Below are 16,428 nucleotides of genomic sequence, written 5' to 3'. Positions count from 1 at the left end.
AAAGCTCCTTTTTTTCATTATTATATTTTGCGATGTTTCTTTAAAGCAAATACATTTCCTACTGCAAATAATAGTGAAAAAAGTAATAATACAGTAAGATCTAATACAACCTCTGTAAACCCTTGATTCCGAATCATCACTTGTCTCATTGCGTCAGCGCCGTATGTGAGTGGAAATACTTTCCCTAACATTTGTAGCCACTTATTCATAGATTCCATTGGAAACAATCCAGAAAAGAAGATTTGTGGCACAATAACAAGCGGTATAAATTGAATCATTTGAAACTCATTATTTGCGTATGCCGATAAAAACGTACCTAATGTTAGTGCAGTCAAAGAGAGCATACATGTAATAAGTAACGTTAGCCATATGGAGCCAGCTACGTATAAATCTAAAATATAAACGGAAAAACTTACGATAATAATGGATTGTATAAAGGCAAAGATTCCAAAACCAATAATATAACCTGCGACTATTTCCCATCTTCTTACTGGGGTGGATAATAACCTTTCTAGCGTACCACTTAAACGTTCTCTTACGAAAGATACACCTGATAATATAAATACAAAGAAAAATGTAAAGAAACCAATTAATACAGGACCAAGCCCATCAAACATCGTAAAGTCTTTAGAGCCATGTAAATAATTTACTTCAGGTTTCATAATCGATACATCATTCTTCTCTGTGCTTTTTTGCAATACTTGAAGTACAGCACGATTTTTTGACGAATCACTACCTTCCAACAGAAGTTTCATTTTTCCATTCTCTATTCGAAATACTGCATCTACCTTTTGTTTTTCCAACTCAAAAATCGCCTTTTCTTTACTGTATTCATAAATTGACGCTTCTTGATTTTTCATCACTTTTACTATTTGAGCGGGCATATCAACAACAGCAATTTGCGGTATATAGTCTTTCTGTGTAAACACTAGTGACAAAAGCCAAAGTAATAACATCGGTGCTCCAAACATCATTGCTAACGAACGCTTATCTCGAAAAAATTGACGAATAATACGTATGATTACACCAGTAACTCTCATGATGGCACCACCTCTTCTAGCAAAAAGACATCTTCAATCCGTCCAGATGACACGCGTTTTTTCAATTCTTCAGTTGTTCCAACCGCAACTAGTTTCCCTTCTCTAATTAACCCTAGACGCTCACAAAATTCAGCTTCATCCATAATGTGCGTCGTTACAATAATCGTTGTGCCTTTCTTTTTAAGATCATAAAATTTTTCCCAAATCGTTTTTCTAAGAAGCGGATCTATCCCCACTGTAGGCTCATCTAAAATTAATATTTCTGGTTCGTGAAGGAGCGCTATTGCTAATGATAAGCGTTTTTTCATTCCACCTGAAAATTGTTGTACTTGCTTTTTCATATACTGTGACAATTGTACAAGTTCAAAAACCTCTGCAATTCTTGTCTTTTTACGTTTTCCCTTTAGTCCATACATCGTTGCTATAAAATCTGCATTTTCATATGCTGATAATTCTTCGTATAATGCATCCGCCTGGGCCATATAACCAATTCGTTTCATCTCATTTAAATTAGGCATATTAGTATTATTAACAAGCACTTCACCTTTCGTTGCCTCATTAATACCTGCAATCATTTTAATGAGCGTTGTTTTCCCCGATCCAGAAGGTCCAACAAAACCAAAAATCTCTGCTTTTTCAACTTGCAATGAAAGATTGTGTAACACTTCTTTTTTTCCAAAACTTTTTGATACAGTCTGTAAAATAATTGAAGGTTGTTGCACGTTTCATCCTCCTTTTCCAATAAAAATGAGTGAGTACTCACTTTTATTTTACTCTTGCTTAATTATATGTCAAACTTCGTTGATTAGTATGTATGTTCAATCACCGATATTAAACAATGAAACAGAGTCGACATTAGAATTTCATTTCCTAAAGTCGACTCTGTTTCATTTAAACTATAAATTTCACTTTACGTTTTTAAATTCATATACTTCCGAATTCTAGCAACGTCTAAAGAATATTCGATAACTAATTGCTGTAACGGTAAAATAACTGTGTCAGGATATAAATGTGCATATTGTAATGTTTCTGCATATTTTTCTAACCTTTTTTCTAAATACTTTATTATTTGATCAGGATGACTTACTAATAAACATTTACAATAATAATGGATTTGTTCCTCAATCGCCGTGTATTCTTCAATTTCATATTCTTTATGCATGTGTACACCCCTTTAAGTTTTTTATATGAATTACTTATCACAATTTTCACTCGACAAATTTTAAGTTTTTTGATTATTTACACTATAACAAACACTGAGGGTCAAATTTTGTTACTTTATGTAACGTAGAAAATTTTTAACAAAATTGTAATGTTTACTCCTGCAAAATACAGAAAGCCCCTTTACTCATTTTTGTATAAAAAAAATCGTACAGCTTAATTTAGCTGCACGACTACAATTTCTGGCCTATTCAAAATCCTTTGCGGAATGATACTATTTCCTAATCCTCTACTCACTACCATTGATGTATTTTGTTCTACATATAAACCCGCTGTATATTTAGGTAAAACACCTTGATTTGGCGCAACTAATCCTCCGATAAATGGCAATCTAACTTGCCCTCCATGAGCATGTCCCGATAAAACCAAATCCAACCGCTCATTCGTATATTCCTTTATAAATTCAGGCCTGTGGGATAATAATACATTATATCTATCTGGCTGCATTTCAATTTTTGCTTTTTTAATTTCATCTATTATAATATTTCCTTCATCACGGTTTCCAGTACCAAACTCTGGATCATCAATACCTAGCAAGTTTATCTCTTGCTCACCCTTTCGAATGCCTACATGTTCATTCCTTAAAACATTGACACCATATTTCTTCAACTCTTTTTCTAAACTGTTATACTTTCCAGACCATTGTTCATGGTTTCCTGTCACAAAATATACAGGATACTTCTTTACCATTTCTCGTATTAATTGCATACTAACTTCTGCATCGTATGATTTACTGTCAATTAAATCACCCGTAATTGCAATAATATCTGGGTCTATACTTTTCATTTTTTGAATTAACACATCTTGATTATCGCCAAATTTTTTATTGTGTAAGTCTGAAATTTGTAGAATTTTATACCCTTTAAAAGAGGATGGTATTTTACTAGAGGTTATTTTAATCTCAGTTATACTTATTAAATTGTTCTGTAAATATAAAAAGATTGTAAAACCTACTAATATACAAATAATCATTACAATTCTATTAATCTTCTTTTTCATATTTTCTCCTTTACATTCTCATCAAACACTTCTATATGCTAACTGAATTATATTATACTTTCTTGAAATTTATTTAAATTAATAAAATAATACAGTACATGAAATTTCATATGAGATATGTCATATATATTCGTTATATTTTTACTTTTACCTTTTTAATAATAAGAATACAAAAACGACTCTTATCACACGAAAAGAGTCGTTTTCTAACTTTATACTTTTAATACTTTCATGTTAAAAATGCGAAAACTAAAATACTATTACCTAAGAGCCTTAACTATAACTTTAGTTGCCTCTGCAATGAGTTGATTATCATAAGTTGCCTCTTTCTCATCTTTACTAGATAAAATTGCGATGATAATTGGTGCTCTATTTGGAGGCCAAACGATAGCAATATCATTTCTTGTCCCGTAACTGCCAGCACCTGATTTATCTCCAACTACCCAGTCAGTTGGTACGCCTGCACGAATAAGTTTGTCTCCTGTAGCATTTCCTTTCATCCACTCTGTAAGAATTTTACGTTTTTCAGCAGGAAGTGCATTTCCGACCGTAAAAGCTTTAAGATTCGTAGCAATAGCTTTCGCTGTACTAGTGTCACGAATGTCTCCTGGAATAGCTTCGTTTAATTCTGTTTCAAAGCGATCAGACATAGTAATCCGATCCCCCATATGCCTAAGCGCTTTTTCATATCCTTTAGGTCCTCCTATTTTATTAAATAAAATGTTCCCTGCAGTATTATCACTTGAACGAACAGCTGCCTCAGCAATTTCTCCTAGTTTCATTCCAGTATCTACATGTTTCTCTGTAACAGGTGAATAATCCACTAAGTCTTCTTTCGTATATGTGATTACTTCATTTAATGAATCAATTGAGTTTTGCTGTAGTAATACTCCTGCTGCTAAAGCCTTGTAGGTTGATGCGAAGGCAAATCTTTCGTTAGATCGATAAGAGATTGTTTGATTTGTACCAGTATCAATCGCATATACACCTAATCGAGCATCAAATTTTTTCTCAAGTTGAGAGAACTCTTTATGCGTCGCCTGATTTTTATGTTTCACTTGTCCAGTCTTTTCTTTCGCTTCAACTTGCAGTGCCCCTCCTGTAAAAGCTTCTAGGCTTGTAATACTTAAACCTAATATACCAACGCATATTCCTATTTTTAGCATCCTCTTATTTTTCAAAATCATCATTCCTTCCAAATTTTTAGTACCTTTTTATACGTACACATAATAGACAATCACCGAACCAAATTTGTTCCATAAACTGAAAAAAATTTTATAGCTAGTATGAGAGTTATTAACAAAATAAGAGATAGTAGCTATGATCGCCGCTATCTCTTATTTCACATTTCATTTTTTCTTATAAATGGCTTTATACAAACAGGTTCTCTTCCCTGAGAAAAGTATCTTAATTTTGCTTAGAACTACCTGTACTAGTAGCTTCACCATGTATACGTTGCTGTTTTAAATCAAAGTATACATCTAATACTTCCTTTCCAATTATAGAATTAATTCCATTTTTATCATCATGAAGCCATGGAACTACTACGGAAAATGCTACTTCTGGATTATCATATGGAGCATATCCAACTAACGTTAAGTTGTAGCATTCCATACGTTCTCCTTTTGCATTTCTACCAATCGGGTCATCTCCACCATATACAGTTTGGGCTGTTCCTGTCTTTCCTGCTGGTTTATATGGCGCGTTTTTGAAATATTTCACGCCAGTTCCATCACCTTCTTGGAATACCCATCTAAACCCTTCTTTTATCCGATCAATATGTTCTTTCTTCATATCAATTCGATTTAATACGACAGGCTCTATGGAACGTATAACTTTGCCAACCTCTTCTTTTATTGATTGTTCTCGTATTTCTTGTACAATTTGAGGTTGCATTCTATAACCACCATTCGCAATCGTTGAAATATATTGCGCTAATTGCAACGGCGTATACGTATCATACTGACCGATAGAAAAATCTAGTAAAAAACCAGGTTGACTATCTACTTTTCTCGTTTGTCCAATTATTTCATTCGGTAAATCAATACCTGTTGGGACACCTAAACCAAATTGCTTGAAATAATAGCGCATCGTATCAAATGCTCCTTGTTTAATATCCAATGAGCCATTTGGTACGTAATTAACTCCCGCAATTTTTAAAGCTGTTTGGAACATGTATACATTCGAAGATACTTGTAAAGCCCGTAAATCATTAATATTACCAAATCCGGATACATTCCACGATTTCTTAGCTTGTGTACCTTTAAATTTCATCGGCGCGTCATAAAATTGATCTCCTGGATGTATTGCCCCTGTCTCATATCCAGTTAATAAAGTAGCACCTTTTACAGCTGACCCTAGCTCATACGAAGTTGTCATGTTACCTAATGCCAAATCCTCAACCTCTATTCTTCCTTCTTTTTCTACAATCTTTTTGCCTGCCATTGATAAAATTTGTCCGTTATTTGGATTCGTCATGACAACAAAAGCTCGATCGAGCAGTGGCTCTGAACTCTTAAAAGCTCTCAAGTTTTTCTCTATACTTTCTTCCACTTTCTTTTGTAATTCCATATCAATCGTTAATGTTAAACTATTACCACTTTTTCCTTTAGAGATTATTTCTGTGCTAACAATGTTTCCTGATTTATCAGTAATATTTTTCACTTCTTCTTTTGTGCCGTGTAATACATCTTCATATCGTTGTTCAATATAACTTTTTCCAACACGATCATTACGGTTATATCCACGTACTAAATAAGAATCTAAATTTTCTTTCGGTAATCCTTCTTCACTACTCGTAATATTTCCTAATACAGAACGAAATAAATTACCATTTACATAATTACGTTCCCAATCAACAGTTGCATCTACTCCTGGAAAATTCGCAAGGTTTTCACTTATCCGCGCATACTCTTCATCTGTTACATCTTTTTTAATAATTTGTGGTGTTAGTTGATAACCTGAACTCATTTTACTTTTAATAGCTAACACCTTTAAATCTTGTGCTGTTAATTCTGCTAATTCTACCTCTGTAACACGACCTCGTCTTAAGTCTTCTATTTTTTTATCTAACTCTTTTCCCTCTATACCCTTTTCTTTAAACTTTTCTATATCTTTCTTAGTAATCTTTGTCTCCGCACGTTTCAAATTCAACTGCATCCAAAAATCTTTTTTATCGATATCTGTTAATTTATTTATATCTTGTTCAGGCATTTCAAGTACTTTCGCCAAGTCTTTTGCTGTTTTTAAAATATCTTCACTCGTAATTCCCTTCACCCTTGTATACGTAATTGTGCGAAGAGATTTATTATTAACAACTGTTTTCCCTTCTCGATCTAAAATTTGTCCACGTGGAACTGGAATACTAGTTATTGCATTTTGACTACTTTCCACTTGGTTCTTATAAGCCTCTCCCTCAACGATTTGTACCTTTCCTAGCTGCATAATAATAGCTGAGAATAGTACAAATATACAAAGGAACATTATATTTAATCGAATAGATATATATGTCTTCTGCTTCTTGCCTTTTTGTTCTTTCATAAATCCTCCATTTAATCCTTTCAGGAATTGCTACAAATACTAAAAGCATTCCTTATATATTAGATACCGATAATCGGTTATAAATATCGCCTCATTTTTTTGCTTAATCCTTGTAAGCATCCATTCCTTTTCGTTTAACTATGGAATTAATAACTCTCCCTTCTTGTTTACTCTCTATTTTTTGCCACTTGCATTAGAAGTGCTAAACTGTATAATGACTCTTATTAAACTTACATATAGACGTGCTAGTAATTTTTCATGCTAATTATTCCTTTCTTCATGCTGTAATACTTAATAGACAACCTAAACAATACAGTTGTTCCACATTTACAAAAAAAATAATTAAATATAAGATGAAGTAGGCTACATAAGGGAGGGTTATATGTTACATACAAAAAGATGGAGATTATTTGCGGTTCTTTCTATTGTAGGTTTGATTTTACTAATTTTATTAAAAATCAACTTCATTTCAATTACTATCGCAACTTCTTCAGCTGAAAGAGGAAAGATTTTTGATCAAAATGGTGCAATACTAGCTACAAATAAGAAAGTTAAGTCTCTATATTGCACTTCTAATGATGAAAAGCTATCGAAACAAGATACATCAAGCACATTAGCTTTTTTTAATCAATTTTCAAGCGAGTTTCAACATGATATTTCTACAGAGAACATAAAATCTCAATTACAACAATCTTGTAAAAAGCAGACTATGAATGATATACCGTTATACTCTGATATAACTGAGAATGAACTTGCATTCATAAACAAAAACAAACCCAATAATGTAATAATTAAAGATGAATGGATTCGATATTATCCTAAACACGAAATTGGTTCACAAGTAATTGGGTATGTAGAAAATGACCTTAATTCAAAGCATATGGCTGTTGGAAAAAGCGGGATTGAGCTGCAATATGAAAATGATTTAAAAGGAAAACCAGGTAAAACTCTTATTTTTAAATTGAATAATAAAAAGTTCTTATGGAACATTCAAAAAGTACAAAAAGGAAAAGATGTACGGCTAGCTTTAGACTCTGAGTTGCAGCAAAAGGCAGAAGAAGCATTAAGATCGCAAATTAAGAAAACACCTGATGCTAAAGCTGGTTATGCTGTAGTGAGCGATGCAAAAACTGGCGCGATTTTAACTATGGTCAACTCGACAGTTTTTGATCCAAATATATTAAATACACATGTATCTTCTAGAAAAGAAAATATTAAATCTCTTTCGCAAAATAAAGCGATTCAAAAATTAAAGTATGGTGAATCTTATGTAAATATGGCTTCTACTATAAAACCACTTACTATTTTAATTGGATTAAACGAAAAACTTTTTCAACCCGAAGATACTTATTTAGATAAAGGTACTTTTCAGTATGATAATCAAAATAACATTACGAATGCACCTGGAACACCAACAGGTGAGATTACACCGAGGCAGGCTATCATTAATTCATCTAACACATTTATGACAGCAAAAGTAGCTCTGCCCTTATTCAACCAAAATAATGGAAATATAGAAAAAGTGGCACATATATGGACAGATTATTTAATGCAATTCGGCCTACGTTCTAAAACCGGGATTGATTTGCCCTTTGAAGAAGACGGACAATATGAATTCCATCCATCTAATAAATTTGAAAATGGGATTTCTGCTTTATTAAATGCCTCTTGGGGAGGAAATGAAGTGCATACTCCTCTTCAACTCGCTCAATATGCAGCAACATTGGCAAGTAAAGGTGATAAATATAAACCTCAAATCGTAAGTGCGATTATTGGTCAAGATGGTAAGGAAACCAAAAAGTTTAAAACCATTTTAGAAAGTTCAAATCGTTACCCGATGAACTTTTGGCGTGTCGTGCAAGGTGGAATGAGTCAAAATATAGAGGAAATTAAAAAGTTGCCCTTTGACGTCGCAGGTAAAACAGGTATTACAGGTTTTCCAAATGAGCAAGAAAGAATGATAAATCATTCTCTTTTCATTGCATATGCTCCTACTGAAGATCCACAAATTGCTATTTCTGTCGTTATTCCTGGCAGTAATTCCGAAAAAAACATTGCCGCTCTCGTTACATCAGAAATTTTAGAGTACTGGAATACTCTTCAAAAAGAGAATAAAAACAAAGAGGAAGGTTCATTAAAGTGAACCTTCCTCTTTTACCATATAGAATCTATATTTATTATTTTCCATATACCTTCATTATTCTTTTCGAACATAAATGAATATTTAATATCAGTTAAAATGTACTCTTTCTGTACATATCCAGTATTACCGTTAATTGTCGATATTTTTATATATCCATCATTCTGCACTTTTTCTGGAATCCAAGCTTTTACCATTTCATTAGATACTTCATATAAAACTTGTGATTCTCGCTTTGGTTCTGCTAAAATTTTTGTTTTATTTCCAGTAACAGTTGCATATATAAAATGTGCTTGCTTTGGTTGGTTACTTTCCGTCAATCCACTTGGTACTTTATATACTTGCTTTGTATCATTTCCAAACTCTCCCCCCATTGTAAGGGCGACTTGCAACTCATGAAAAATATCTTCATCAAACTTCAGTTCATCCTTCTTATAACTCTTCCCTTTAAATAGAACTTCATCATTTAACGCTTTGTACAGGTCATTTTCATTTTTTGAGTTCGTACTTTGATATAGTTCATTCATAAATTGTTTTAATGATGGATCTTGAGCAGACTCATCTTTTGTTTTAGGCTTAATTTGAGTACTACTTTGTACTGGTGATTTATTATCATCAAGCCAAGGTTGTTGAACAATGAAAAATAACATTGTACAAACTAAAACAACTACAATAGGTAATGCTTTTTTACGAAATGGTCTTTTATGTTTTACAAAATCCACTTCATTATTTTCGTATATAGACTGCTTTATTTTAGAAATAAATTCTTCTTCATCTTTACGATTCTCCATTGGGCCTTTTTTTATTTTTCTATACCAGTCAGGATTTTGTTTATTGTTCATCACTACTACCCTCCCCTATTAATTTTGAAACCTTACTTCTCGCTCTACTTAATCTCGATTTTACAGTTCCAATGGATACTCCTAATGTTTCAGCCATTTCTTCATATGATAATTCATATTTTGCGTCCAATATAATTATTTCACGGTGCTTTTTAGGTAGTTTTAATACAACCTTCCACACCTCATTCATCTCTTCTTGGTTAAAAAATTCTTGTTCTGCTGACAGGGATTGCTTATCGTCACTAAAAAATCCTATTAAAGATATCCTTTTAAAATAGGAGGATTTCAAATAGTTTATTGCCGTATTTCTTGTGATTTTTAAAATCCACGTTTTAATAGATGACTCCTTTCGAAATGAATTCCAATTTTTAAACACCTTTATAAATACATCTTGCGTGATATCATCTGATAAGTGTGGATCTTTCGTAATAATAAATGAATAATTCCATACATCTTGCCAATAGTCTTTTATAACATAGTCCAGCTCATCATGATTACACTTTTCAATAAACGTCTGTTCCATTTCCACACCTCAAACTTATTTGAATAAACATAAAAACTGCCCTCACTTTTATTATGGTTTCAATATATAGACAAGATACAAGTTTCATTTGTTCCATTGTTTATCTTTTTTCAAGCAGAATAATACTACTAAAAAACAAGTAAAGCATACAATGATAAAATTCTACTCATGAAAATCTGTTTTTTGAATTTAACGTAACACTCCACTTGTCCATTTCAACTTGCTATACTCTTCTATTTACCATTAGCAATGCCAACTTTTCAGAAATGAAAATAAAGGTAAGGCATCAATTTTCTAGAGTCGCAGCAAAAAAGCATTCTCGATTAGAAAGAATGCTTTTTTGAAATTTAATTGCTCTATATTCCCCCCAATTTATACCTTTGAGTTAAGTAAACATATAATAAATGTAGTGAAAAAATTCACCTTATAATTAAGTGTTATTTCTGAAATACATGTTTTACTTTTTCACCTGGAACATTACTTCCTCCTCTTCCTTTTACATCTTCAATCATCATGGTAACAATCATGTCTGGCGCATTTGCATCGAAAGCTGCGAACCATCCCAGTTCTTTTCCTTCTGCTTCTTTCGACTCTTTCAGTTCTGCTGTACCAGTTTTACCAGCAAGCGTTACACCATCAACCTTTGCAATTCTCCCTGCGCCATCAGGGTCATTAATGACTTTGATTAATGCACTCTTTAATATGTCTTGATTCTTTTTAGAAACCACATTTTCTTTCCAATTCCCCGCTACTTTTGCTTCTTTTAAAAGATGTGGCGGCGGAATATTCCCTTCATTCACAATCGGTGCATATGTTAATGCTAAATGAAGTGGTGTCATTAATACTTGTCCTTGTCCATAGCCTGTGTCTGCTAGTTGGATATCGTTTCTTATCCCATCTCTTGCAATGATTGAAATAGGAAATTCGTATTCGATTGGTAATTTTTCATGAAAACCGTATTTCTTCAGTTCATTTACATACTGATTTTTTCCTATTTTCAAAGCTTGTTGAGCAAAATAAATATTATCAGAGTACTTCATTGCCTTATCAAAATCAATTGGACTTGCATCCTTCACACGCGTTACATAGTAATTTCCCCAAGATGAATCTTTTGTCCACTTCAATCCTTGAATTTTAAATTCTTCCTTCGGATTTATTGTGTTTGTTTCCAAACCAATTGCACCTGTGATCGTTTTAAATACGGAACCTGGTACAATTGCTTGTGTAAAGCGATTCGTCATTGGTAGTTTCGAGTCGTTACTCCATGCTTCTCGTTGGGCTTTCGATGCTCCTCTAACTATTATATTTGGATTATAAGCAGGGCTACTTACAAGTGCGATTGTTTCACCTGTTTTAGGATTGACCGCTGCACTAGACCCTGCTTCAGTTTTCATCTCATTAAAGATTTTTTCTTGAATTGCAGCATCAATTGTTAACGTAACATTTTCTCCTTCTTTTGCTTCTTTTTTTGCTACGTTTTTAATCTCTTTCCCCTTCTCATCTTCTATAAATACGCGTCCACCCTTTTCACCACGCAATTTATTTTCTAACACTTTCTCTAAACCAGTCTTACCTACTAAATCATCTGCTTGATAACCTTGTTTTTGAAGTGATTTTAACTCCTCCGCATTCACATTTCCTATATATCCAGTTAAGTGTGCCGCTGCTTCACCTAATGGATACGTACGAATATTTACTGGGCGAGATGAAACTCCTTCTAATTCAATATAATCATTCTGTCTGGTTCCCTCTTTTAAAATACCAATTGGTACAAAGGAGTCTGGTTTTATCCATTTTGCTGTGAGTTTTTGTTCGACCTCTTCTGTAGACATATCAAGTAATTGTGCTACTATTTCTTTCGTTTGCGCTGCTGTTTCGCCTAGTTTCTCTGGAATAATTCCAACCTCAGTTGCTTTACCATTCGTTGCAAGCCCTTTTCCATTTCGATCATATATTTCTCCGCGTTTTCCTTGCTCTATTTGCATACGTACTTTGTAATCTTTTTTCATACCTGGGAAGATGAAGTCTGGCGTCCAATCTATTTTCCAAGACTCTTTATCTTTCACAAGTTTTGCTTCATGGATGAATGAAACTGGTCCTACATCCGTATCCATCTTAACTTCAAAAAGAAAAAGCTCTTTATCTTTCGTATTCTCTCCTTTCATTTTAACTTTTAAATTATTAGCTCCAATCCCCTCATAGATTTTTTGATATTTTTCTGTGAATTCTTTTTTAGAAATCGATTTTTTGGCACGATCTGATAAATGATCATACATATTTGCAAACTTTTTATCATTCCATAAATTAATATATTCTTCAAATGCTTGTTTTGGCGGTTCGTTTTTATTACATCCTACCAACATAACTGCGAAACAAATGAAAAACAGCATCCATAATTTTTTCAATTCAATCTTCTCCCTTAATTAAAAATCATTATTCCTTTCTTAATTTATTACATAAAAAATGTTTCAACGCTTAATAGACATTGTAAGTAATGACATTGTTCCATATTTACAAAAAAATTAATATCTATGTTCATTTTAATACAAAAAAGCAGGCATAAATATATGCCTGCCTTCCGTTCCCAAAATCAATTACACCTAAAACAACTTGTGGTTAACCAAATCCAGATACTCTTCTACACCCTATTTTTTACTTTTCTAAAATAATTCCCGCTATTTCATTAGCATATTTTTTAGAGTCAAATCCATCATAGTTACTTAGTACTACAACAGTCAAATATTCTTTTGGAAACCGCATGAAGTATGAACGATAACCTGCCCAGCTACCTGAATGTTCCAAGTATCGACAGTTAAAACCTTCTGCAAGCCTTAGCCCAAAAGCATAATCTTCATTGTCAATAATTGTTTCCCCAGTTGGAGAAATTTCCGGACCTATTTCGCTCATTCTTTTAACAAGTTCTTTTCCGCCAACGGTACCCGTAGTTAAATTTTCTCCCCACTTTACCAGGTCTTCGACTGTTGCATGAACTGCCCCATCACCTGTATGTTCCCAAGGGCTTTCATAGACCATATATGCTCCTTGTTCATTCTTTGAATACCCCCTAGCAATTGATATAGTAGTTGGGTAGCAATCTACAATTGTTGTGTCTTTCATATTTAAAGAATCAAAAATACGTTCTTTTGCAAACTGACGTAAAGACTTCCCGCTTACCTTCTCTACCACCAATGACAATAAAAAATATCCTGTATTGCTATACTCAAATTTTGTGCCAACAGGGAACCTTGCAATTTGATGACCATTAAGGTGTTTTAGCGATTGTTCCACAGTTAATATATCAGTAAATTTAATATTTTCTGCTTGAGCCAATTCCATATAATCAACTAGTCCGCCAGTATGATGAATTAGATGCCTCAATGTTACTGGTTCAGCATATGTTCCTATAGAAGGGACAAACTTTACAATTGAATCATCTAAACTCAATCTTCCCTCTTGTTCTAAGAGTAATATAGAAAACGCTGTAAATTGTTTAGAAACTGAGGCGATATTAAAAACGCTCTTTGTGGTTATCGGTAGATTTTCCTCTATAGAAGCTAAGCCAACTGCACCTTTATACGTTACTCCGCTATCAAAACTGGCCATATATACAAAGCCAGGAACTTTTGGTGAAAACTTTTTTAATAATTGTTTAATCAATGTATGCGTCTTTTCATTATATGTATTATTCACCTCAATCACATCCCCTTCCCTTTAAATAATTAGAAATATATTATCCTGTTATCTTTTTCAATTACACATCTTACTTCAACTCAAAACAACATATTTTATATTTGACTACAATCAAGCACCTTCACACTGATTTCTTTAGTTTCTAAATTCTTCTCTTTATAGAGAGCTTTAATTTAGTGAGTACTATTATCCCCGAATTTACGAAATTCCCTCTTTCAATTCTAAAATTACTCATGGCAACTTAATAGATATTTTCTAAATTGGGTCAATAACATTTAAATCAAAGATGTTATTGACCCAAATACCTATTTTATTTTTAGATTTAGAACCGATGTACTAACAAATATGAAAACTATTTACCAGTCCTTTGTAAAGATAGGTTTCAATAAGACATTCATCTACCTTAAACCTTGTTTCAAATTTAGTTATAGTCTACAAATTTTATAGTCTTCGTCTATAGTGTTTTACTTTTTCGATATGAGAATTCAAATAACCTTTTTAAACAACTTTTTTCACAAAAAAGCAGAGGCGTTCCAAATCTTTATTTTTCATTGTAGTTTCAAATGTGGGATTGGGTAGTGATGTCCTGCATCATCTGTAAGTTCCCCATTAACTTCAGCTAACTAGTTCAAGTGGGAGAGTCATGAAAGTAATCCTATATCTTTTGCCTTTTGTACTGCTTCTTCTCGATTTTTAACTCCTAGCTTCTCATAGAGATTGGAGGCGTAATTTCTTACTGTTCCGTTTGACAAGTAAAGTGTCGAAGCTATTGTTTTATAACGGCTTCCTTGTGATAATAGTTTCAAAATCTCTAATTCTCGTTTCGTCAATCCATACTCTATTCCAGCTGATCGTGATTCAAATAATCCTGTTTCTTCATTTTCTTCCCACATCCTATGGAACAAGTCATGAGTAATCATCGTGCCTCCTCGATAGACTAGACGAATTGATTCAGCTAGTTCACGCGAATCTATGGATTTCAGTACATATCCATCCGCACCATTTCGTATGATTTCTTTGGCCCTTTCTGTATTCTGGAAGGTTGACAGAATGAGTACACGAATGTCCGGCCATTTTTTCTTAATCATTTTAGTTGCATGAATCCCATCCAGATTTGGCATCTCTAAATCCATTAATACTACATCTGGTTTTAGTCTCCCGCACAATTCCAAAGCCTGTTCTCCATCTTCAGCCATTCCCACTACTTGTAAATCCTCCAGCCCACTCAAAATTGTATGAAGACTTTCTCGGATAAAAGAATGATCATCGACAATACACAGACGAATTTGTTTATTAGAAAGTTGTACTTGTTTCGGTAAAACACATGAAATTAATGTCCCTTCCCCTTTTTTGGAATAAACAATGACTCTTCCTTGTGACTGACTTACACGCTCTTTCATTGCAGTTAATCCAAAGCCATCCTTCCACTCTTCTACCCCACAGCCATTATCCTGTACATCCAATCTTATCTGTTGTGGTTCAAAATGAAGTGACACAATGATTTCTGTGGAATGCCCATGGCGAACAGCATTTGTTAGTGATTCCTGCAAGCTCCGATATAGTGTCATTTTTGATTGTTTGGAGACTATATACTCTTCCCCTATTATTCGAGTACGTACATTTACTTTTGCATGTTTCTTAAATTCCTCTGTCAATTGTTGTAGTGTGGTAGCTAAGGGAAGCGACTCTTGTGATAAATCTAATTGGTGTAAATACAGTCTTACTTCTTCCATACTGTTACGGGCCAATTGTAATAATGAATCTAGCTGCTGCTCTCCTTCTTTAGACTTTAATTCCATACGCAATGTTTCCATCCCCATAATAATTGAAGTATAGGAATGTCCCATCGTATCGTGTAAGTCTTTTGAGAGCCTATCACGTTCCTCCAGTAATGTAATCCGCTCAACTTGGGATACGTACTGTTCCAATACATGTTTCTGGTTCCGAATAATTTCACTTTGACGGTAATTAATAGCCAGTAAACGAAAGAAAGAGCCCATAGCAAAAGCTAAACTGAGTTGTAGGATGATTACCCATAAATCTGTTACTTTGGAAAATATCGCAATAAGCAACGGGAACAAAATAATTGTAATAGGACCCGACCAGCGGTAAGATTTATGAACGCTATTTGCCGCAATCATAAAAGTTGGCATTAAAAAAGCAAGATACGCTAACGGAAATAATAAAGTTAAATAGAAACAAACTCCGCCAAATAATATTATTTCAGTAAATAAATAATAGCGATAACTGAACATTAAACAAATCCAAGGTACTGAAAATGAAACGACTTCCCAAAGGATTATGATCCAAAGTGGTACTGTTAAATGATCTTGTTGGTGGATAGTCGTTGATATTAATGATAGCCAAACAATAAAGCGTATACAAAGCAAGGCCCAATCATACCAAAACCATAGTTTTAAAGTCTTAAACAAA

12 protein-coding genes are annotated in these 16,428 nt (G+C 33.4%); 1 reads left to right on the top strand and 11 read right to left on the bottom strand.

Features of this window, described 5'->3' with window-relative positions; all coding sequences use genetic code 11:
- Positions 1–20: 20 nt before the first annotated feature.
- The 6 genes from C3Y97_RS12205 to C3Y97_RS12180 all read right to left on the bottom strand — a co-directional run bounded on the left by C3Y97_RS12205 (position 21) and on the right by C3Y97_RS12180 (position 6,800).
- Positions 21–1,040, bottom strand: a complete 1,020-nt coding sequence (locus C3Y97_RS12205; protein WP_001266722.1) for an ABC transporter permease — start codon at positions 1,038–1,040, stop codon at positions 21–23.
- Entirely contained in the window at positions 1,037–1,762 is a 726-nt protein-coding gene (locus C3Y97_RS12200; RefSeq protein WP_001187059.1) for an ABC transporter ATP-binding protein, read from the bottom strand. The genes C3Y97_RS12205 and C3Y97_RS12200 overlap by 4 nt, the downstream gene beginning before the upstream one ends.
- 188 nt (positions 1,763–1,950) lie before the next feature.
- Positions 1,951–2,202: a hypothetical protein gene (locus C3Y97_RS12195; protein WP_000548621.1), complete on the bottom strand. Its 252-nt coding sequence runs from the start codon at positions 2,200–2,202 to the stop codon at positions 1,951–1,953.
- A 215-nt stretch (positions 2,203–2,417) separates the two neighbouring features.
- Positions 2,418–3,260 carry a metallophosphoesterase gene (locus C3Y97_RS12190; protein WP_000727181.1) on the bottom strand — a complete coding sequence of 281 codons (843 nt, stop codon included), beginning with the start codon at positions 3,258–3,260 and terminating at the stop codon, positions 2,418–2,420.
- A gap of 260 nt (positions 3,261–3,520) precedes the next feature.
- The gene (bla, locus tag C3Y97_RS12185; RefSeq protein WP_002164538.1) at positions 3,521–4,447 is read right to left on the bottom strand and encodes a class A beta-lactamase Bla1; all 927 of its coding nucleotides are present in this window, start codon (positions 4,445–4,447) and stop codon (positions 3,521–3,523) included.
- Between the two features lie 220 nt (positions 4,448–4,667).
- Positions 4,668–6,800, bottom strand: coding sequence for a peptidoglycan D,D-transpeptidase FtsI family protein (locus tag C3Y97_RS12180; RefSeq protein ID WP_000662985.1), 2,133 nt, complete (start codon positions 6,798–6,800; stop codon positions 4,668–4,670).
- Between the two features lie 382 nt (positions 6,801–7,182).
- Between C3Y97_RS12180 and C3Y97_RS12175 the strand changes: the two genes are divergently transcribed.
- Positions 7,183–8,943, top strand: a complete 1,761-nt coding sequence (locus C3Y97_RS12175) for a peptidoglycan D,D-transpeptidase FtsI family protein (protein ID WP_000903357.1) — start codon at positions 7,183–7,185, stop codon at positions 8,941–8,943.
- An 11-nt stretch (positions 8,944–8,954) separates the two neighbouring features.
- Here the strand turns inward: C3Y97_RS12175 and C3Y97_RS12170 are convergent, their stop codons facing one another.
- From C3Y97_RS12170 to C3Y97_RS12150, 5 genes are all read right to left on the bottom strand, one after another.
- Entirely contained in the window at positions 8,955–9,782 is an 828-nt protein-coding gene (locus tag C3Y97_RS12170) for an SH3 domain-containing protein (RefSeq protein WP_001060762.1), read from the bottom strand.
- The gene (locus tag C3Y97_RS12165) at positions 9,772–10,305 is read right to left on the bottom strand and encodes an RNA polymerase sigma factor (RefSeq protein WP_000438330.1); all 534 of its coding nucleotides are present in this window, start codon (positions 10,303–10,305) and stop codon (positions 9,772–9,774) included. The genes C3Y97_RS12170 and C3Y97_RS12165 overlap by 11 nt, the downstream gene beginning before the upstream one ends.
- A gap of 437 nt (positions 10,306–10,742) precedes the next feature.
- Positions 10,743–12,710: a penicillin-binding transpeptidase domain-containing protein gene (locus tag C3Y97_RS12160; protein ID WP_100655314.1), complete on the bottom strand. Its 1,968-nt coding sequence runs from the start codon at positions 12,708–12,710 to the stop codon at positions 10,743–10,745.
- 247 nt (positions 12,711–12,957) lie between these two features.
- On the bottom strand, positions 12,958–13,995 hold the full coding sequence (locus C3Y97_RS12155; protein ID WP_059303783.1) for a serine hydrolase domain-containing protein: 1,038 nt from the start codon (positions 13,993–13,995) through the stop codon (positions 12,958–12,960).
- A 641-nt stretch (positions 13,996–14,636) separates the two neighbouring features.
- Entirely contained in the window at positions 14,637–16,427 is a 1,791-nt protein-coding gene (locus C3Y97_RS12150) for a helix-turn-helix transcriptional regulator (protein ID WP_136363408.1), read from the bottom strand.
- Position 16,428: the final 1 nt, after the last annotated feature.

This window comes from Bacillus sp. DU-106 (assembly GCF_004799705.1).
Lineage (GTDB): Bacteria > Bacillota > Bacilli > Bacillales > Bacillaceae_G > Bacillus_A > Bacillus_A cereus.
This window is presented reverse-complemented; position numbering and strand designations above follow the sequence as displayed.